Origin of the sequence: Saliniferula longa, from assembly GCF_050789285.1 — a bacterium.
Classification (GTDB): Bacteria; Pseudomonadota; Alphaproteobacteria; order Rhodobacterales; family Rhodobacteraceae; genus CAVPWP01.
Genome location: NZ_JBOUVX010000001.1, coordinates 380553 through 399028, shown reverse-complemented (window position 1 = coordinate 399028; position 18476 = coordinate 380553). Strand labels below are relative to the sequence as shown.

General features: G+C 67.5%; 17 protein-coding genes. 5 read left to right on the top strand and 12 right to left on the bottom strand.

Annotated elements, in window-relative coordinates; all coding sequences use genetic code 11:
- Positions 1 to 64 precede the first annotated feature (64 nt).
- From ACRDNQ_RS01805 to ACRDNQ_RS01780, 6 genes are all read right to left on the bottom strand, one after another.
- A complete protein-coding gene (locus ACRDNQ_RS01805; RefSeq protein ID WP_431826912.1) occupies positions 65 to 403 on the bottom strand; it encodes a hypothetical protein in 339 nt (112 codons plus the stop codon).
- Positions 404 to 615: 212 nt separating this feature from the next.
- Entirely contained in the window at positions 616 to 1548 is a 933-nt protein-coding gene (locus tag ACRDNQ_RS01800) for a carbon-nitrogen hydrolase family protein (RefSeq protein ID WP_431826911.1), read from the bottom strand.
- 397 nt (positions 1549 to 1945) lie between these two features.
- Entirely contained in the window at positions 1946 to 3400 is a 1455-nt protein-coding gene (locus tag ACRDNQ_RS01795) for a serine hydrolase domain-containing protein (RefSeq protein WP_431826910.1), read from the bottom strand.
- 18 nt (positions 3401 to 3418) lie between these two features.
- Positions 3419 to 4597, bottom strand: coding sequence for an alpha/beta hydrolase (locus tag ACRDNQ_RS01790; protein WP_431826909.1), 1179 nt, complete (start codon positions 4595 to 4597; stop codon positions 3419 to 3421).
- 469 nt (positions 4598 to 5066) lie between these two features.
- Positions 5067 to 6023, bottom strand: a complete 957-nt coding sequence (locus tag ACRDNQ_RS01785; RefSeq protein WP_431826908.1) for an alpha/beta fold hydrolase — start codon at positions 6021 to 6023, stop codon at positions 5067 to 5069.
- 557 nt (positions 6024 to 6580) lie between these two features.
- Positions 6581 to 7654, bottom strand: a complete 1074-nt coding sequence (locus ACRDNQ_RS01780; protein ID WP_431826907.1) for a flavin monoamine oxidase family protein — start codon at positions 7652 to 7654, stop codon at positions 6581 to 6583.
- Positions 7655 to 7850: 196 nt separating this feature from the next.
- Between ACRDNQ_RS01780 and ACRDNQ_RS01775 the strand changes: the two genes are divergently transcribed.
- On the top strand, positions 7851 to 9167 hold the full coding sequence (locus ACRDNQ_RS01775; RefSeq protein ID WP_431826906.1) for an acetamidase/formamidase family protein: 1317 nt from the start codon (positions 7851 to 7853) through the stop codon (positions 9165 to 9167).
- Positions 9168 to 9241: 74 nt separating this feature from the next.
- Here ACRDNQ_RS01775 and ACRDNQ_RS01770 read toward each other — a convergent pair whose 3' ends face one another.
- The 3 genes from ACRDNQ_RS01770 to ACRDNQ_RS01760 all read right to left on the bottom strand — a co-directional run bounded on the left by ACRDNQ_RS01770 (position 9242) and on the right by ACRDNQ_RS01760 (position 11630).
- The gene (locus ACRDNQ_RS01770; RefSeq protein WP_431826905.1) at positions 9242 to 10393 is read right to left on the bottom strand and encodes an NADH:flavin oxidoreductase/NADH oxidase; all 1152 of its coding nucleotides are present in this window, start codon (positions 10391 to 10393) and stop codon (positions 9242 to 9244) included.
- Between the two features lie 293 nt (positions 10394 to 10686).
- Positions 10687 to 11376, bottom strand: a complete 690-nt coding sequence (locus ACRDNQ_RS01765; RefSeq protein WP_431826904.1) for a Crp/Fnr family transcriptional regulator — start codon at positions 11374 to 11376, stop codon at positions 10687 to 10689.
- A 2-nt stretch (positions 11377 to 11378) separates the two neighbouring features.
- Positions 11379 to 11630 (bottom strand): hypothetical protein, encoded by a 252-nt coding sequence (locus ACRDNQ_RS01760; protein ID WP_431826903.1) that lies wholly within the window; start codon positions 11628 to 11630, stop codon positions 11379 to 11381.
- A 150-nt stretch (positions 11631 to 11780) separates the two neighbouring features.
- On the opposite strand from ACRDNQ_RS01760, the gene ACRDNQ_RS01755 reads away from it, so the two are divergent.
- From ACRDNQ_RS01755 to ACRDNQ_RS01745, 3 genes are read left to right on the top strand one after another with little or no spacing between them, the layout of a single operon-like run.
- Positions 11781 to 12293 carry a hypothetical protein gene (locus tag ACRDNQ_RS01755; RefSeq protein WP_431826902.1) on the top strand — a complete coding sequence of 171 codons (513 nt, stop codon included), beginning with the start codon at positions 11781 to 11783 and terminating at the stop codon, positions 12291 to 12293.
- Positions 12290 to 14068: an amidohydrolase gene (locus ACRDNQ_RS01750; protein WP_431826901.1), complete on the top strand. Its 1779-nt coding sequence runs from the start codon at positions 12290 to 12292 to the stop codon at positions 14066 to 14068. The genes ACRDNQ_RS01755 and ACRDNQ_RS01750 overlap by 4 nt, the downstream gene beginning before the upstream one ends.
- A gap of 11 nt (positions 14069 to 14079) precedes the next feature.
- On the top strand, positions 14080 to 15021 hold the full coding sequence (locus ACRDNQ_RS01745; RefSeq protein WP_431826900.1) for a CobW family GTP-binding protein: 942 nt from the start codon (positions 14080 to 14082) through the stop codon (positions 15019 to 15021).
- 243 nt (positions 15022 to 15264) lie between these two features.
- Here ACRDNQ_RS01745 and ACRDNQ_RS01740 read toward each other — a convergent pair whose 3' ends face one another.
- Both ACRDNQ_RS01740 and ACRDNQ_RS01735 read right to left on the bottom strand, forming a co-directional pair.
- The gene (locus ACRDNQ_RS01740) at positions 15265 to 15942 is read right to left on the bottom strand and encodes a TenA family protein (RefSeq protein WP_431826899.1); all 678 of its coding nucleotides are present in this window, start codon (positions 15940 to 15942) and stop codon (positions 15265 to 15267) included.
- Entirely contained in the window at positions 15939 to 16781 is an 843-nt protein-coding gene (locus ACRDNQ_RS01735) for a BtpA/SgcQ family protein (protein WP_431826898.1), read from the bottom strand. The genes ACRDNQ_RS01740 and ACRDNQ_RS01735 overlap by 4 nt, the downstream gene beginning before the upstream one ends.
- A 33-nt stretch (positions 16782 to 16814) precedes the next feature.
- Between ACRDNQ_RS01735 and ACRDNQ_RS01730 the strand changes: the two genes are divergently transcribed.
- A complete protein-coding gene (locus ACRDNQ_RS01730) occupies positions 16815 to 17693 on the top strand; it encodes a PfkB family carbohydrate kinase (RefSeq protein WP_431826897.1) in 879 nt (292 codons plus the stop codon).
- Between the two features lie 7 nt (positions 17694 to 17700).
- On the opposite strand, the gene ACRDNQ_RS01725 is transcribed toward ACRDNQ_RS01730, so the two are convergent.
- Positions 17701 to 18465 carry a glutamine amidotransferase gene (locus ACRDNQ_RS01725; protein ID WP_431826896.1) on the bottom strand — a complete coding sequence of 255 codons (765 nt, stop codon included), beginning with the start codon at positions 18463 to 18465 and terminating at the stop codon, positions 17701 to 17703.
- Positions 18466 to 18476 lie beyond the last annotated feature (11 nt).

The following is an 18476-nucleotide window of genomic DNA, read 5'->3' as shown; positions in this document are numbered from 1 at the left end:
CCTTTCACACATCCTGCCGGGCCCGGAGGCCGCCCGGTCGGGGTCGCCCGAGTGCTGCGACTGATCAGGCAGGTTTGGCTACCGACAGTCCGGCGTCGGCGGCAACGGGTGCCGCCGGCCGCCGCAGCCGCTGCGTGGCCCAAATCCCGCCACCCGCGATTCCGACGAGGGCAACGCTTCCAGTCAGCCCGAGTTGCCTGAGCTCGGCTCCAAGGTCGAAGAGTCCCGCGATCAGGAATCCCGCACCGACGGTGGACAGCATGGTGAAGCCCAGGGCGAATGCGCCTGTGACACCTTGGTGGCGCGCCCACCGCGGAGGGTCGGTCCGGCGCGTTGCCGCCAGGGCCCAGGTAAACATGACAATCGCCGCCGCCAGTAAGCCGACGCCGAGAGGGAGGTTCATATCTTGCTCCACGGAGTGACGCAGTGAAGTCCTTGGGCGCTTGGCCCGTGCGACTCATGCGCCGGTGAGGCAAGTCTAGCTGCTCGCGGATTTGCCGAGAAGGGGCGGAGCAGGTCGGGAAGACGGGCAGCTGACCGGTTGATCCGGTGCAAGGCGCGGGCCGCGGCATCTGGTCCAGAATGCGGTCCTTGGCCGGCCGATCACGCTGCCTGCTATTCGAAGTGAACCGGGACCTGTCGCTTCCGGTTCACGCTGAGACAGAAGACGTCCGGTCTCGCATAATGTCCGCTGGCGTCGAACTTCCTGCGCGACGAACGCGCGGCGCCGACGTCGATCTCGGCGATGAGCAGACCCTTCTCCCGATGCATCGGCCCGGCGGCGATGCCCCCGAACGGCTTGTAGACGACGGCGTCGCCCGCATTGATCCACTCGTCCTTGTTGGGGAAGAGGTCATCGCGATAGGGCAGGCCTTCCGGGATGTCCGAGGCTTCCAGGGCCGTCGCGCAGCCGATGACCCAGCAACCGCCCTCGCGCGCGATGTGCTGCATCGTCGCAAGCCAGGTCTCGCCGCTGTCCCAGGTGGGGGCCACGTAGATGTCGATGTTCTGGGCATAAAGCGCATATCGCGCCAGCGGCATGTAGTTCTCCCAGCAGAGCAGCGCGCCTATGCGGCCCACGGCCGTATCGACGACATTCAAGCCCGATCCGTCGCCGAAGCCCCACACCATGCGCTCGGGATTGGTGGGCATCAGCTTGCGGTGATTGTTGGCGATCCTTCCGTCCGCGTCGATGATCGCGCAACTGTTAAAAAGCGTGCTGCCGCTGACCGAGCCGTCGATCTCTTGGTAGCCCAGCACGATCACCACCTGGTGGTCCTTCGCCGCCTCCTGAAGCGGCTGAAGCCCGTGCCTGCTCAGATCGACCGAGTTGGCTTGCGAGAGGGCGTAGAGTGCGTCCGTCTTGCCCATCCCCGCCCCCGGGGGCAGCCGCCAGACGAAGGTTGGGTAGCCCGGGAGCCAGGCTTCGGGGAAGACCACCATGCCGCAGCCCTGAACCGCTGCCTCCTGAACAAGCTCGACCGCGCGGGCCATGGACCTTTCAAGATCAAGGTACACCGGCGGCTGCTGAACGACCGCGACTTTCATTGTCTTCCCTCCACTCCCCGAACCGGGGAAGGCGCACACTACCATACCCCTGAAGCTTCCCTCAGGTGTTTTCGGATGGCCGCCATCGCTCGCAACCGCCCGAGATGGAGAAACCGACCGGGGCCCGGTCCCGCGATCCCCATGTCCGGGTGAGCATCGCGAACGCTACGCGACGCCCGCCATCGATTTTGGAAGCCTGCCTGACGGCCCGTGATCCGCGGCAGGGTTCGCGCGCCTCTTGCAGACGACAAGACACGTGCGGTCCGAACGCCAGCGCAAGGCGCGGCGATGGCCCCGGTTCCGACCGTCCTGTGCGCGGCTTCTACGCCGCCGCGACCGCTTCGCCTGACCGCCTGTCCGGGCAAGGGGCATGAAGCCTGTCCGCAACCCATGACACTCAGCCGCGCCGCGCTGGGGCCAGCGCAAACACCGCAAGGCTGAACCCCGTCAGGCACGAAGCTGCGGCAAGCCAGGGCCAGAGGCCCGGCAGGATCGAAAAGAGGAACAGATAGTCCTGCGTTGCCGCAAAGACCGGCCAGAGCGCCAGCGGCGCAGAGAGCAGACCCGCGCCGATCCGTGCAACGGGCGGGCGCGACCAGGCGCAATACGCGATCCACAAAACGATCGCCGACGCAGTCACGAGGAGAGGTATCGCGATGCGCGCGGCCGTCTCCGCCCAAAGCACGCGCGCCATGCCGACCGGCGCCACGCCGAGGCTGTCGGACCAATCCCGAAGGACGGCGGCAAAGAGCGGCCAGGCCCGCTGACTGTTGGACAGGATCACAATGCCGTCGCCGGTCTCGGGCACGATGTGCATGTGGCTCATCCAGCCGTGGCCCTGCCCGCCATGCCAGACCGCCGTACGACCATCCGACAGGGTCTCGGTGAAATGCCCCAGACCGTATCCGTCGGCGGCAAGACCGAAGAGCCCGCCGACGGAAACGACCGGGCCGTGAAGGGCGCCGACGGCCTCGGGCGACAGCACGTCCTGATCCGCGCCGTCCATCCCGGCTGCCGCGAAGCGGGCGATGTCGGCAACGGTGGCATGAAGCCCGCCCGAAGCCCGACCGGGATAGACATAGGGTGCGACGGGCCGCCCGCGCAGGTCGTGGCCCACGGGCATCTCCGCCCCCGGCCAGTCAAAGCTCGCGCGCGTCATGCCGAGCGGCGCAAGAGCCTCGCGCGACATCAGGACCGCGAAATCCTCGCCGGTGCAGTCCTCGATCACCAGTTCCAGAAGATTGAACCCGGTGTCGGAATAGGCGAACCGTTCCCCCGGCCCAGCGACACGGGTGAAATCCGCGGCAAGGTGATCGGGCAGGTCCGGCCGTTGTGCGTCAGGCGGATAGCGCGCGGCGAAGTCGCCCAGGCCCACTCCGGCACTCTGCGACAGAAGCTGGCGCGGCGTGATCGGCCCCGCGTCGTCCGGAGGCTGCCAGCGGGTCAGGCACTGCTTCACCGAAGCATCGAGGTCCAGCCTCGCGGTTTCGGCCAGCCGCATCGCACCCCATGCGGTGACCGGTTTCGACAGCGATTCCACCCTGAACACCGCATCTTCGGTCAGGGCCCGGCCTGTCGCCGGGTCGGCCATGCCGAAGACGCCGGTCCAGACCGGTCCACCGTCCACGAGGAGGGCGATCACGACACCAGGCACGTCGTCGCGGTCCATCCGGTCGGCCACCGTCCATGACAGGCGCTCTGCCAGCGGCGATCCGTCCTGCGCGGACAGGTCGAGGGGTACCGCGGCTAGCAGCAGGATCGCGACCATCGCGATCCGATGCAGCCGAAGACCCCAGGCATGGGCGTCGGGCGGCGCGTCAGCGAAGCGATACGGTCTGACAGGGACGCTCACGGCGATCGTCTCGACTTCTCACTCGGGCGGCCTTGCGCCCTTGCCCGTCGCATCCGCCAATGCCGTCGCGCCCCGCAGAACATCGTTCAGCAGGATGGACGTCGCGCGTTCGGGCTCTTCGAACAGCGGGCTGTGGGCCGAGCTCCGGAACAGGTAGAAGCCCTTCATCGGCGCCTCGATCATGTCGAAATAGGCGCGGGAAAGGTCGGCGTTGGCCGTGTAGTCATAGGTGCCGATCAGGAAATAGACCGGCACGTCGAACCGCGTGAGGCGCGCGCTCAGGTCGTCGCGCAGCAGGTCGTCCCAGAAGAACGGCCGCGACCAGACCTTGCCACGCCAGATGTTGATCTTCTCGGTGAGAGTATAGGCGCGCACCCGCCACGTGGGCAGGAAGATGCCGGTAATGACGGACGTCATCTCGCGCATGTGGCCAACGCCCGCCTGATGCATAGCGCGGTCGCGCAGCCGCATCCAGGAATTGGACGTGCCGTCTTCCATGCTGACGGGCGCGGCTTCAAGCCTGCGGACCATGCCGGCGTCTTCCCTCGCGCGGTAGACGTCCAGAAGGTGTTCGCGCGCGATGACCTCGGATCGAAGTTGGTGCACGATCTGGGCCATGCCGACATAGGCCAGAAAGCGATCGGGCGCGGCAGCGGCGACCTGGATGCCAAGATAGGACCCCCAGGAATGACCAAGCAGGATGATCCGGTCCTGACCGAAGCGTTCCCGCAGGTGATCGGCGACCTCGATCGTATCAGAGATCATCTGCTCCAGCGTCATGGTTTCAGGCGGAATGTCCGGCGAGAAGGACATACCCGCGCCGCGCTGTTCCCACCAGACCATGGTGAAATGGTTCTCGAGCCCGGTGGGATAGTCCTGCTCCATGAAGAACTCGACCATCCCGGGGCCGCCGTGAAGAAACAGGACCACAGGGTTCGCCGGATCGACGCTCTGGATGAACATGCCCTGGGGGACGCCGCCGATCTGGACGGTCACGCGCTCGGAGATGCTGCCGGGAACGGGGTTGCCGGATGCGTCGCGCAGCGGGGCCGGCCTTCCGGGACTGAGGGCAAGAAGCGTGCCGATGGCAAGCAGCGCGGCCAGCGCCAGGGTGGCGAAAAGAACCGTCATGGCGCGCAGAAGAACCGAACGCGGCCGGCGGGTCGTGCGCGTCGATCGTCCTTGCGCGAGCGCCATCCTGAACTCTCCATCACCGGGGGCAGGATGCTGTCTTGCGCATCGAGTGGCGAGTCACGTCTGGCAGCCATGTCCGACCGGTGCCCGCCGTGCCGACAGGGACCTGAACGGCGATCCCGATCATGGCTTGGTCGCCTTTGGAACCAGTTTGCGGTTCACTTCGCCGGTCTTCACCCGCTCGTGGGCCTCGCGCACCGTCTCCAGCGGAAGAACCTTTACCACGACAGGGGCGATCCGTCCCTCGGCCCGCAGGATCGTTGCGCCGGGTGATGGGCGGCTTTCCCCTGACGCCGGGATACAGGCCCTTGCGGATCATCGGGACCCCGATGCGCGCCTCGGTCCCCTGCTGTCGGGGCAGGGCTCCGGCAGTCCGGACCTCCAGACCCTCAGGCCCGCTGAACTGGGTCAGAACGATCTTTCGACTACTCATCTTGTCACCTCGGGTCAGTTGGCAATCGCCCTTCACACATCAGTCTTGCGGCACGACGAATTCGGAGATCTCGCGAGCCACCTCTGCGTCGTGACCAAGCCAGATATGCCCGCCTTGCGGCCAAAGTCTCAGCCGTGCCTGGGGGATGCGCCCGGCCAGCAGTCGCGCGGTTTCGGCGGTGCCAAAGAGGTCGTCTTCGCAGGAAAGGACAAGCGTCGGAACCGCGATGTCTTCAAAGGCGGTGGAGGTGGGCGCACCAGCCCAGAAGGCATCGGTCCGCAGGCCATTCACCTTGCGGCTGATCGGCATCAGACCGTCAAGGATCAGTTCGGCGCGCCGCTGTTCCCCCGGGTCCACCGTCGTCAGAAGCGCCGGATCGGTCGCAAGCAGCGTGCGCATCATCTGCCCGGGCGCAAGCCGGGAGAGCGCCCAGAACGCCGCATCCGAGCCAAGCACCAGATCCACCGCAATCCTCTGCATGGCCGTGAATTCCACCGGATCGCGGCCTGTCAGATTGGCCGCGGGCACCAGCAGGACCAGATGCGAGCATCGGTCCGGATGCCGAAGGGCGAACTCGGCAGCGGTCAGGGCACCCGCCGAGCCCCCGACAACTGGCGCGCGCCGAAGACCGAGAGCGTCGAGAAGCGCCACCAGCACATCCGCCTGATGAGCGGGGGACGCGTCGTCAGGAAATTCACTGCGCAGGTATCCGAAGCGCGACGGCGCGACGATCTGAAAGCCGCTTTCGCGCAGGGCGTTGGCAAACAGCAGCCCCTGGTCGAAGCCTCCTCCGGTGCCGTGGATCATCATGAGGGGCGGTCCGTGCCCGGCGACGGCATATTCCAGCGCGCCAGCGTCCGTTTCGACAAGGCTGCTGCGCCGGGCAAGCCGCGCATCCGCGCCCGCCATTGACGCGCGAAAGGCGCCAACGGTCGCCGCGCCGCCTGCAAGGGCGATCGCGCCCATCCCAAGCAGAATGGACCGCCGGGCGGTCATCGGCTTGCCCCCGCTGCGAGATCGGCCCGGGCGGCTGGGAACCTTGGGACAAGGTCGCTCGGTTCATCCATGACGGCGAATCGCACGTCGAACTCCGCCGGCGTCGCCTCCAGCCACACCGAACGGTCAGGCCTCTCGTTTGCCGTGACGGGCGCGGCGGCGATGGCGTGTGACGGAACGCCGGCCACGGGAATAGCTTCGCACATGCCCCTACTCCGCACCTCTCGGGTTCATGCCAAGCGTCGCCGGCACGACGCCGGACACGGTGCCCACAGGTGTGAACACCTTGGCGTGGTCCGGCGCGAGCTTCCGGGTCCCGTTGCCCCCCGGGGGAAAGAGGAAGGTGATTGCACCGGAAGTCACCAGCGCAAGGGCCGGTATGAATGTCTCAGGCCTCGACTGAATGTCTGTCGTTCCCATGGGCCTTCGGTCGATTGCCGGATCTCGGAATTGGACCTTGGACGAACCTCCTGCCGGCGTCGCTGACATGGATCAATGATCGGTTTTGAGACCTGGATTCCGAAGGCGAACAAGCGCAGGCCGTCAGCGCGGCGCCTTCACGACGCGGGAAACTCCTTCTGGCGCCGTGGAGAAACCAGATTGAAGATGCGCTCGGCCGACGCAAGCGCGCCTTCCATGAGCCCCCCCATGTCGGGTGCCGTTTCCGTTGAGGCAAAATGCAGGCGTCCCTTCCAAAGCCCCCGAGTGGGCGGGAGAGGGCCGTAAGCCGGGTGCCCGATCGGCGGGTCCGCATCGAGCTCGGTGGCCGTTTCCGGTTCGCAGGCCCAGTCCATGAAGGATGTCGTCACGGGTGCCGCGGCTTCCGGCCCGAAGATCCGGGCAAGTTGCTGAAGCGCCGCCGCCCGGATTTCGTCGTCGCGCCCTCGTCGTCGTGCCGCCGGCACCCCGAGGAACCCGAACAGCGCAGCCGGCGCCCCCTCCGCGCCGGATGCATCGTGGATTTCGGCAAGCGGCCCCCGGCGGCTTGTCGCATCCCCCGATAGTCCTGCCGTCCGCCAGAACGGGGTGTCGTAGACCGCGACGAACTTCGCGTGTCCCGCCATCCAGGTCGGAACGTGCTGGAGTTCCCGCACGACGTCCTTGTCCAGAGCAGGGTGGAACCGAAGCTTGGCCGCAACTCGGGGAGGCAGGGCGAGGACGACGGTCTTTGCCTCGCACCACTGGCCACGGTCGGTCAGAAGCCGACCGCCCTGCGCGATGTCCGTGACCCGCGAGGCCACGTGCACCCGGTCGTCCGCCAATCGTGCCGCAACCCCCGTGATCAGGCTTTCCATCCCGCCCTCAAGGCGAAACGATCCCTCCATCGACGCAAACCCCATGCCGCGATGGACCGTGCCGCGGTCATCTTCGAAACAGACGTCGCCGGTCGCGTATTGCGGAAAGGCCCGCACCCCGAGGTCATTCACAAGGCTCGCGATGCGAGGTTGCCCGGGCCAGAACCACGAGGGCCCAAGGTCGACGGAACCCGTCGGCGTGTTCAGAACCGCAATCCGACCACCCAGCCGGGACCGCGCCTCGAACAGATGAAAATCCACATCAGCATCCTGAAGTCGGGCGGCGAGGGCAAGCCCGGACAATCCGCCGCCGACAATCGCGATCTCGGTCTTCATTCCGTCAATCCCACGCTCCGATCGTCAAAGAGGACCATGCCGAACCCGAGAACCGCAACAGCATGTTGGACGCACCTGATGCCGGCTGGCCGCACCTGCAAGCAAATCCTTGAAGATCGCGCCGGGCCTGACGATTGCAGATCACGCCGCCCGACCTATTGTCGAGCATGAGTGTCCAGATCCGAGAGAGGGTGTCATGCCGGATGGAAGCAACACGCCGTCGCGCCGCAGCGTCGTCGTTTCAGAGTTCACCAACAGCGTTCTCGATCCTAACGAACCGATGCTCGGTCCGGTCGAGAATGGCGGGACAATCATCGCGAACACCGCGCCGGGCTGCTGGGGGCCGATGATCACCCCGCGGCTACGGGGCGGCCACGAAGTGACGAAGCCCATCTTCGTCGAGGGCGCGGAAATCGGCGATGGCGTGGCGATCCGCATCCGCGACATCACCGTGACCTCGATCGCAACGGCCTCCGGGCACGACAGCTCGCCCGAAGGGTTCTGCCTGGGCGACCCCTATGTCGCCGCGCGCTGCCCGGTCTGCGATACTGTGTGGCCGGAAACCCACGTCGAGGGCATCGGCCAGGACGCCGTGAAGTGCGACGTCTGCGGAAACGCGGTGAAGCCCTTCGAGATCGTGCATGGCTATACCGTCACCTTCGACGAGACGCGCGCCGTTGGCCTGACGCTGCCCAAGACCGCAGCGGAAACCATCGCGAGAGAAGCCGACCACTACTCGGCCCTGCCCGACCAGAGCCGCCAGCACTCGATCCTGACCTTCGCGCCCTCCGACATGCCGGGCACGCTTGTCCGCATGCGGCCGTTCATGGGGCAATTGGGCACCTGCCCGTCGATGGCGATGCCCGACAGCCACAACGCCGGCGACTTCGGGGCCTTCCTCGTCGGCGCGCCCCATGCCTACGCGATCACCGCCGAGCAACTGGCCGAGCACAAGACCGACGGCCACATGGACATCGACGCGGTGCGCGCGGGCGCCATCCTCGTCGCCCCGGTCAAGGTGCGGGGCGCGGGCATCTACATGGGCGACATGCATGCCGGTCAGGGCGACGGCGAGATCGCCGGCCATACGATGGATGTCGCGGGCAGCGTCACCCTTCAGGTCGAGGTGGTGAAGGACTATCCCATCGATGGGCCCGTCCTTTTCCCGCTCGAGGAGGATCTCCCGCCGCTGGCAAGGCCCTTCACCGAGGCAGAGAAGGCCAAGGGGCAGCGGCTTGCCGCGAAATGGGGCGTGAAGGAGATCGAGTCCCTGGCGCCGATCTCGGTCATCGGGACGGCGGCGAACCTGAACGCCGCGATCGAGAACGGACTGGCCCGCGCCGCCCGGCTTCTGGGCATGACAGTGGCCGAGGTTCGCAACCGCGCGACAGTGAACGGCGCGATCGAGATCGGGCGCGCCCCTGGCGTGATCCAGGTGACGTTCCTTGCCCCGCTCGCCAAACTCGACGCCGTCGGCCTTGGCGATTACGCGCGCGAGCAGTACGGCCTTTGAACCATGTGGCGGTGGGCCGCACAGGCCCGCCGCCAAGACGGCAGCAAGTGCCCGGCCGGCGGACATCGCCCGGGCTAGCGCGTTCGGGGCTTGTAGAACTTCGATGTCTTTTCCCGGCCGGCCAACCACCACCCCGACTGTTCCGGCCAGGTCGAGAACGTGGTGTCGTGCCCAAGGGCGCGCGCGGCATTGAGCGCCCACATCGGATCGGCGAGCGCCTCGCGCGCGATGGCGACAAGATCGGCGCTGCCCTCGGCAAGGATCCCCTCGGCCTGTTCGGGATGGGTGATTAGGCCCACGGCCATGGTCGTCATGCCCACCTCCCTTCGGACCCGGTCGGCATAGGGCACCTGGAAACCCGGCTGGCGCTTCTGTCCACCGGCGGCCGTCGCAGGCCCTGCGATGCCCCCCGACGAACAGTCCATGACGTCGACCCCGATCGCCTTCAGCGCGCGGGCAAGCACGACCGTGTCGTCAAGGCTCCAGCCTTCGGCGCTGCCGTCTACGGCAGAGGTTCGGAAGAACAGCGGCAACTCTTCAGGCCAGGCCGCGCGCACCGCCTCGGCGATTTCGAGGGCAAGCCGCATCCGCCCGTTCAGATCGCCGCCATAGGCGTCCGTTCGCCTGTTCGACAACGGCGAAAGAAAGCTGTGCACGAGATAGCCGTGGGCGCCGTGGATTTCGACGATGCGGTATCCGGCCTCGCGGGCGCGCTGCGTCGCCGACACGAAATCCGCAATCAGGTCCCCGATCTCGGCCATGGTCAGTTCATGCGGAACCGGCCAGCCCTCGGCGACCGGGATCGCCGAGGCGCCCACCGGCGTCCAGGGCATGTCGCCGCGCGCGAAATCGGCCTCGCCCAGGGGGCCGTTGCCAAACCAGGGCCGCTGCATTCCGGCCTTCCGGCCCGCATGGCCGAGCTGGATCGCGGGGATCGCTCCGTTGCGCAGCGCGAACTGGGCCACCCGCGTGTGGCCCGGGATCTGCGTGTCCGACCAGAGGCCCGGGCAGCCATGGGTGATGCGTCCGCCTTTTTGCACGGCGGTCGCCTCGGTGAAGACAATGCCCGCCCCGCCGATGGCGAACCGGCCCAGATGAACGAGATGCCAGTCCTCCAGGTGTCCGTCATGAGCCGAGTACTGGCACATGGGCGAGATCACGATACGGTTGCGCGTCTCGATGCCGCGTAGCGTCAGGGGCTGGAAGAGCTTGGGTGCGTCGGGCATGGGGTCGACTCCGGGTTCGGGCGCAAACTCCTCTGTCCGCCATCAGAGGTCCACATTCAAGCCAGGGCCTGCCCCCGGCGACTGCGTTGGTTGCCTGGCCCGCACGGTCGGTCCTGACCTCCCCCGCCCGTGGGCCACCTGCCAACTCCGACGGCGCGACGGGACCGCGCTCGCGGGCAGATGTCCGCTTTGCCGGCGCGGCGGGCGTACAGGGAGGCGGCGCAAGGAAGACGGCCCCGCCGACGATCTCCTTCTGCCGGATCATGCGGGCGGCCGACCGGCGTCCGATCTTCTCAATCGAGAAGCCACGCCGTGACCCCCCCAAGGTCCGTGAAGACGATCCGGCCGTACGAGGCCGTCAGCCAGCCCCGCGCCTCCATCCGCTTCAGCGCCCGGTTCACCTGCTGGCGTCCGGCGTTGGCGAGTTCTGCCAATTGGGTCTGGGTAAGAAGAACCTCGTGCGGCTCGCCAGGGCTGAGGTCCTCGGCCGGCGGGGCGACCCGCAAGAGCGTCGCGGCGATCCTGCGGTCCGGGTCGCGGATCTGAAGCGTTCCGACCACCGACATCGACACGGCGACGCCGAAGTCGCTGATGGCATGGATCGCCCTGGCATTCTCGGGAGCGGTCCGCTCGATCTCGTCCAGGGCGGCAAGCGGAACGTGATAAACTTCCGTCGCCTCGAGGAGCGAGAATGTCAGGGTTCGCGACTGCCCGGACATGAGCGGACCATAGCCGAACCACACGCCGGTCCGCGCGACATGGGACAGGAGGACTTCGCCCGTGAACGACGGCACGTGGATGCCCACGCCGCCGCGCACGACGCCGTAAATCCCCCCCGGGTCATCGCCCGCGTGGAACAGGAAATCGCCGGCCGGATAGGACACGAGGCGCGCCTTCTTGAGGACCGCCGACTGCAGCGCGGGCGCTTGCGCGGCGAGCCAGCCACGCCGCAGGATCCTCTTCTCGGCCTCGGCCCGATCCATGGTCAGAACCGCAGGACAGAGGCGAGGTTACCCTCGAGCCCGCCAAAGCTGCCGCCGCCGACACCGCCGCCTCCACCGCCCAAGCTGCCTCTCGGCGGCGGCACCATGATCCCACCGACCTGTTCCGCGACGCCGACGGCACAGTCGCCCTGCGTCGGCCCGTAAGGCGTGACGACGGCAAGTCCTGTGACCGCCGTCAGCCTCTGGCGCAGGATTGTCGTCTCGGCGCTCATGAAGTCTGTGTCGTGCGTCATGTCGGCTCGATCATGGACCAGTCTTTCCGGTGGTGAGGATAGCCGCAATCCCGGACCCGATTGTACCGATCGCGACAAAGGGAGCGCGATCATCGGTGTAATATCTCACCGTCGCTCTTCTCCGCGCCTTCGGGCGCGGGCCATCCCACGGTGGACGTGATCATGCGCAAGACCCCGCTCCCCAGTCGCCGGACACTGATCAAGATACTTCTGTCCTCCAATGCGCTCGCGCTGTCGGGCCGGGCCTGGGCCCAGGCGCCGAGCCTTCAGGATTTCTCGGGCGGCATCGCGCCGCTGCCAGAGGCGACGATCTACGTCGCGCGCGAGGTCATCACGATGGACCCCGCGCTGCCGCGGGCCGAGGCGGTCGCGGTCGTAGGCGATCGCATCGCAGCCATCGGCAGCTGTGCCGAACTCGAGGCGCTGGCCGCTAACCAGCCCTTCCGCATCGACAAGCCCCTCTCCGACAAAGTCGTCATCGCGGGCTTTGTCGAGCAGCATGTGCAACCTGTCCTCGCCGGCCTCACGATGCCCGCCAAGGTGATCTCGATCGAGCCTTGGGACACGACGCGCGGCTTCTCGGACCAGGTGCGCGAGCCCGACGCCTACCGGGCGCGGCTCGCCGTCGGCAACGCCAGAACCATTGAGGGAGACGAGACATGACAGCCAACGAAGTCACACGGCGCGGCGTGATGCGCGGGGCGGCGGCGCTTTTCGCGGCGGCGGGCGTGCGCGCGCCGCGGCAAGCCTTTGCACAGGAGGGAGCCGTGCCAGAAAAGATCTTCCGTGGCGGCACGATCGTCACCCTCGACGACGCCCGCCCCGAGGTCGAGGCGATCGCCATCGGTCAGGGCCGGATCCTTGCCCTCGGCACCGAATCCGAGGTCATGGCGCTCGCCACCGACGCCACCGAGATCCAGGACCTCGGCGGCGCGACGCTCATGCCCTCGTTCATCGATCCGCACGGGCACTTCATGAACGCGCCTCAGATGGTCCGCTGGGTCAACGTCTCGGGCGTTCCGGCGGGCCCGATCACCTCGATCGCAGACATCCTCGCCGAACTGAAGGCGCATGTCGCGAAGTGGGACCTGAAGCCCGGCGACTGGATCATCGGCTACGGCTACGACGTCACGACGCTGTCGGACGGGCGCGAGCTGTCGCGCGACGACCTCGACCCGGTCTTCCCCGACAACCCGATCCTGCTCCTTCACGTCTCGAACCACGGCTGCGTGCTCAACTCGGCCGGGTTCGACTTCTTCCGAATGGACGAGACGACCGAGACGCCGGTCGGCGGCCTGATCCTACGGCAGGAGGGCACGAACCGCCCAGACGGGCTCATCATGGAACAGGCCTTCGCGCCGGTCTTCGCGGCGCTGCCGAAGCCCTCGGTCGACGATCTGCTGAGCGACATGGAGGCCGCGCAGCGGTTCTATACCAGTGCCGGAGTCACCACGGCGTCGGAGGGGGGCACTCATGCGGGCGACCTGATGTTCCTTGTGAACGCGGCCGACCGGGGCTTGCTGAAGATCGACGTGGTCAGCCTGCCCTTCGTGATGGAAATCCCGATGCTGGTGGCCGAGTTCGCGCCCTCCTTCGTGCCCGACGGCATGAAGCTGCCGGACACCGCCGGAGAGGTCTTCTACAAGTACCGCAACCATCTGAAGCTCGGCGGGATCAAGATCCCGCTCGACGGCTCGCCCCAGGGCAAGACAGCCTTCTGGACCGAGCCGCTCCTGACTCCGGGCCCCGCGGGTGAGGAAGGCTGGACCGGCATCCCCCTCTTCCCGCCGGAAGCCGTCAACGCGGCAGTGACCGAGTTCGCAGGCAAGGGGATCCAGGTCTTCATGCACGCCAACGGCGACGCCGCCATCGACATGGCCATCGACGCCGTCCGCGCGTCGGGACTGAGCGCAGCGGACGATCACCGCACCACGATCGTGCACTCGCAGTTCATGCGCCCCGACCACATCGACACCTACGTCGAACTCGGCATGACGCCGAGCTACTTCACGCTCCATACCTTCTTCTGGGGCGACGTCCACATCGAGAACACGGGCGAGGCGCGGGCGGGCTTCATCAGCCCGATGGCCTCGACCCAGGCGCGCGGGATACGGATGACGAACCACACCGACTTCTCGGTCTGCCCGATGGAGCCGATGCGGGTCATGCACTCGGCGATCACGCGCCGATCGCGGACGGGGAAGGTCCTTGGCCCGGACGAACGGGTGGACGCGCTGACGGCGCTCCGCGCCATGACCATCGACGCCGCCTGGCAGATCCGGGAAGAGGATCTCAAGGGCACGCTCGAAGTGGGCAAGCTGGCGGACCTCGTCGTGCTCGACGCCAACCCCCTGGCGGTGCCGACCGAGGATCTCCTGGCGATCGAGGTCATCGAGACCTTCAAGGAGGGCGCCAGCGTCTATAGGGCCGGCGCATGAGCCCGCCCCGCATGACCGTCATCGGCGGCTACCTCGGCGCGGGCAAGACCACACTTGTTAACCGCTTGCTTGCCGGGATGACCGGCGAACGGGTGGCGGTGATCGTGAACGACTTCGGAGCGATCAACGTCGATGCGGATCTCATCCGGTCGGAGGAAGAGCACACGATCCGCCTGACGAACGGCTGCATGTGCTGCTCGGCCTCCGACGGGATGGCGGCCGCTCTCGCGCGCCTCGTGGCGCGCGCGGGCGAGATCGACCGGATCGTGGTCGAGACCTCGGGCGTGGCCGAACCCGGCAAGGTCGCGCTCAACGCCCACGGCTTCCGGCTGCCGCTCGACGGTGTGATCGTCCTCGCCGATGCCGAGCAGCTGCCCGCGCAGGCCGCGAACCGCTATGTCGGCGGCGTCGTGCGGCGACAGCTGGCTCAGGCTGACATCATCGTTATCAACAAGACCGACCTCGTCGACGCGGCGGGGCTGTCGGCGGTGCGCGGGCTCGTCCGGACGGCCGCGCCGGACCGCCCCATCATTCAGACGTCCAACGCCGAAGCGCCCCTCTTGCTGCTGTTCGGCACGGATGCGAGGCCCGCCATGGAGAGCTCCGGCGAGCCGGATCATGCTGGTCACGGACACGAGCGGGTGCATCACACGTGGCTCTTCGAGCGCGACGCGCCGCTGTCGAAAGCGGACGTCGCGGCGATGGCCGAGGATCTCACCGGGCGCGCCGTCCGCGCCAAGGGGCACGTCCACCTGGTCGATGCGCCCGAGACGCGGCACCTCTACCAGCAGGTCGGACGGCGCTGGACCCTTGTTCCCGACGGAGCATGGGGCGAACGCCCCCCGGCGACCGCCGTCGTGGCCATCGGGATCGTCGTGCATGGGGCGGCAGACGTCGGCGATCGGACAGGCAACGCGGCCAGACCGGAGCCTTCGACTGCCCGGCCGGGCTGACCTGCCACGGGTCAAGGATGGACGTACCGTTCTTGGGCCGATGCCGGTTCACGCGGGAATACCGACATGGGACTGGCACCTTGCACGATCCTTAACGGACTGTCTTTTCCCTTTGGCTGATCACCGTGGTTCGGGTGTTTCGGCGTTGCACCGCGCGATTCCCGGTCAAGGCCGCGAACCGTCAGATACCACTTTGCAGCGCGAGCGGCGGGAACATGTCGCCGGGGCGGGGAACTGACGCTTCTACCCGCCCCCGTCGTCTTCAGGGTGCCCTGGGTCTGCATACGCCGCCTCGTGAAACCCGATCTCAAGGTGCTGCACCTTGCCGAAGAGATGCACGAGATGAACCTTCTCGGTCTCTGCCAGCGTCGCGCCGGCGCGGTCGACTTCGGCCTTCAGCCATCGGGCCTGTGCTTCGAAGTCGGGGGCGGCGTGCAGGTCGACCCAGTTGCGAAGGTCGGGGTCAACGATGCGGGCCGTGGCCGCATCGCTGCACCATGTCCAGTACATCCATTCCGCCGCGAACATGGCCGTGACGATATCGGCGTATCCACCGGTCTCGGCGAGGGCTCGCATGCCGTCCCGGAAGGCGGCGACCCCGGGCGCGGTCAGGTGGCTGGTGGACGGAGAGATCCGGCGGGCCGTGAACACCCGCTCGAAGTAGACGATCTGCCTGTTGGCGAGCGCATCAAGCACCGCGATAAGCTGGCGCTGCGCGGCAATGCAGTCGGCCTTCGCGGTGCCAAGGGCGAAGATCGAGATTGCGGTCTCGACGAAGGCGCCCTCGATGGCGAGGTAGCGGTCGAAGACGCGTGCCGGCAGCCGGTCGGCCCGGATATCCTTGACGAAGCGGTGATCGACCATCTGCGCGAAGATCGCCGCGTTCTCGCGGAGCATGCGGTCCGAGAGGCTCTCGGTCACGGTCCAAGCCCTTCGGCCGCGCGCTCGGCGAAGCGGCGGACACGGGTCGGGTCGACCGGGTTCCACCAGACGCCGCCTTCCTTGAGCGAGGAGGCCACGATGACGCCGCTTGTCCGCGCAAGGATCGACAGAATGTTGTCCTCCGTGACGCCGGACCCGACCAGAAGCGGCAGATGGGTCGCACCGGCGATTTCGTCGATCTCCTCAAGGCTGGCCGCGTTCCCGGTGCGCTGGCCGGTGGCGATCACGCAGTCGGCGTCGAAGAAGGCAAGGTCGCGGGCAAGCTCGGGGACCGGCCGGTCGGCGACGATGGCATGGCTGCCGTGCTTGACGTGGACGTCGGCGAAGACACGAACATGCTCGGCGCGCAGAAGCGACCGATAGCGCATCGCCTCGGCCGCGCGGCCCTCCATGAAGCCTTCGTTGGCGACGTATGCGTTGGCCCACTGGTTTACGCGGATGAAGTCCGCACTTCCGGCGACCGCAGTGGCGAAGGCCGGCATAGGGGCGTTCGCCAGCACGTTCACACCGACCGGCACGCCCGTCGCCCTGCGCACGCGGTCGGTCACGACAGACAGGAAGGCGGGCGTCTCGGGGCCGATGTCCTCGGGTTTCGAGAAGGGAATGTCGCCGTGGTTCTCCACGATCAGGCCGTGCAGGCCGCCCGCGATCAGGTAGTCGGCATCGCGCAGGCAGGCGTCATAGATTTCCTCCATCCGCGCGCCGCGGTAGCGGGGCGAGCCTGGGAAGGGCGGGCAGTGGATCATGCCAATCAGCACCTTGTCGCGCCCAAAGATTTCCCGTATCGCGCCGGGGGTCCTGTCCGAAATCAGCTGCACCTCAGGTCCTTTCGAGAACGGAGAAGCCCACCCATGCGGGCCCATGTCATCGGCAATGTCGCACTCGACGAGACGATCCGGGTGGACGACCTGCCGGTGCCCGGCGCCTCCATCCTTGGGGTCGAGCTTTCGCGCGATCTGGGGGGAAAGGGCGCGAACCAGGCGGTCGTTCTGGGCCGCGCGGGGCTTTCGACGCGCCTCGTGGCGCCGGTTGGACGCGACACTCGCGCCGAAGAGATCCGCGCCGCGCTGGTGGCAGAGCCGGTCGAGGCGTCGCTTGTCGAGGTCGCGGGGGTTCGGAGCGACATCTCCCTCATCCTGATGACCGCCGGTGGCGAGAACGCCATCGTCACGACGAACGAGGCGGCCGCGGGCCTTGGCCCGGACGCGGCGGTGGCAATGCTTCGCGGGGCCGAGCCCGGCGACCTGCTTGTCCTGCAGGGAAACCTATCGCTGGCCAGCACGCGGGCGCTTCTCGAGGAAGGGCGTGCCAGGCAAATGCGCACGGCATTCAATCCTTCGCCGGTGCGCGACTTCTTCGCCGACCTCTGGCCGATGGTCGACATCGCCTTTGTCAACGAAGGCGAAGCGGCGGCCTGCGGCGGCGTCGCGCGGCTCCTTGCGCGCGGCGTGGGCCGCGTCGCGCTGACGCTTGGCGGCCGCGGCGCGCGGCTCATCTCCGATAAGGGCGACGCGGCGGTGGCGGCAACATCGGCCGAGATCGTCGACACGACTGGCGCAGGGGACTGCTTCATGGCCACAGCGCTTGCCTCGGCGACGCTGAGGGGCGTTGAACTCGACACGGCGGCGCTCTCCCACGCCGCCCGGGCGGCGGCGCTAACGGTCTCGCGCCCCGGCACGATGCGCGCCTTCCCGACCGCGGCCGAGATGGCGGCGATCCTCTCGTCCTGACCCGGCATCACGGACGCTCGGCAAGCCAGCCGAGAACGTTCTTCCAAAGCCGACCATACCCTTGCCAGGCGCAGAACGCGGGCGACAGCCAGTGCGGCCCGATGTCGGACGTCCAGGCGGCGGTCCGGCCCTTGCCCGCGTGGCCCAGCACCAGAAGCGGATGCCCGCCCTGGTCTTCGGGCAGCCGCGCAAGAACCTGCGCGCCGACTTTCGGCTCGACTTCGTTCACGCCAAGGATGACGGGCCAGGCCCCGCCGAGCCCGCCCATGACCGGATGCTCGGGCGCCACGATCTCGGCCACGGCGCCCTCGGGCATCTCGACCCGGTCATCCCAAGCCTGGCAAGTCACGGGAAGGACGTCCTCTACCGGCGTCTTCCGCCAGCGGGCCTTCCCGTCGATTCCCTGAAAGCTGAAATAGCCGCCGACCATAAGAAGCCCCCCGCCCCCTTCGACCCAGTCCTTCATCAGCCGAAGGCGGTTCGGCACGGTCTCGGACCTGAGCCAGACGGCGGGCGGCAGGAGGAAGGAGTTCGCCCCGATGTCCGACAGGATGATGACGTCCCACTTCTCGAGCCCCGCCATGTCGAAGGGGAAGCTCTCCACCGCTTCGTGGGCCGGCATGTAGGTGAGATCGAACTCGGACCCTTTCAGCGCCTCGACAAGCGGCTCCGCGCCGAGGTGGAAGGTCACGCTGCCGAACTGGTCGAAGCCCTTGTAGTGCGTGGCCGAACTGACCCAGCTTTCGCCGACCAGAAGAACCTTGGTGGTCATCGGATTTCCTC

Excerpts from the sequence above, each read along its gene's own strand:
- ACRDNQ_RS01800 (WP_431826911.1), bottom strand. The coding sequence starts at position 1,548 with ATGAAAGTCGCGGTCGTTCAGCAGCCGCCGGTGTACCTTGATCTTGAA.
- ACRDNQ_RS01770 (WP_431826905.1), bottom strand. The coding sequence starts at position 10,393 with ATGCCCGACGCACCCAAGCTCTTCCAGCCCCTGACGCTACGCGGCATC.
- ACRDNQ_RS01725 (WP_431826896.1), bottom strand. The coding sequence starts at position 18,465 with ATGACCACCAAGGTTCTTCTGGTCGGCGAAAGCTGGGTCAGTTCGGCC.
- ACRDNQ_RS01760 (WP_431826903.1), bottom strand. The coding sequence starts at position 11,630 with ATGACGCACGACACAGACTTCATGAGCGCCGAGACGACAATCCTGCGC.
- ACRDNQ_RS01805 (WP_431826912.1), bottom strand. The coding sequence starts at position 403 with ATGAACCTCCCTCTCGGCGTCGGCTTACTGGCGGCGGCGATTGTCATG.
- ACRDNQ_RS01790 (WP_431826909.1), bottom strand. The coding sequence starts at position 4,597 with ATGGCGCTCGCGCAAGGACGATCGACGCGCACGACCCGCCGGCCGCGT.
- ACRDNQ_RS01785 (WP_431826908.1), bottom strand. The coding sequence starts at position 6,023 with ATGACCGCCCGGCGGTCCATTCTGCTTGGGATGGGCGCGATCGCCCTT.
- ACRDNQ_RS01745 (WP_431826900.1), top strand. The coding sequence starts at position 14,080 with ATGACCGTCATCGGCGGCTACCTCGGCGCGGGCAAGACCACACTTGTT.
- ACRDNQ_RS01765 (WP_431826904.1), bottom strand. The coding sequence starts at position 11,376 with ATGGATCGGGCCGAGGCCGAGAAGAGGATCCTGCGGCGTGGCTGGCTC.
- ACRDNQ_RS01775 (WP_431826906.1), top strand. The coding sequence starts at position 7,851 with ATGCCGGATGGAAGCAACACGCCGTCGCGCCGCAGCGTCGTCGTTTCA.
- ACRDNQ_RS01730 (WP_431826897.1), top strand. The coding sequence starts at position 16,815 with ATGCGGGCCCATGTCATCGGCAATGTCGCACTCGACGAGACGATCCGG.
- ACRDNQ_RS01780 (WP_431826907.1), bottom strand. The coding sequence starts at position 7,654 with ATGAAGACCGAGATCGCGATTGTCGGCGGCGGATTGTCCGGGCTTGCC.
- ACRDNQ_RS01750 (WP_431826901.1), top strand. The coding sequence starts at position 12,290 with ATGACAGCCAACGAAGTCACACGGCGCGGCGTGATGCGCGGGGCGGCG.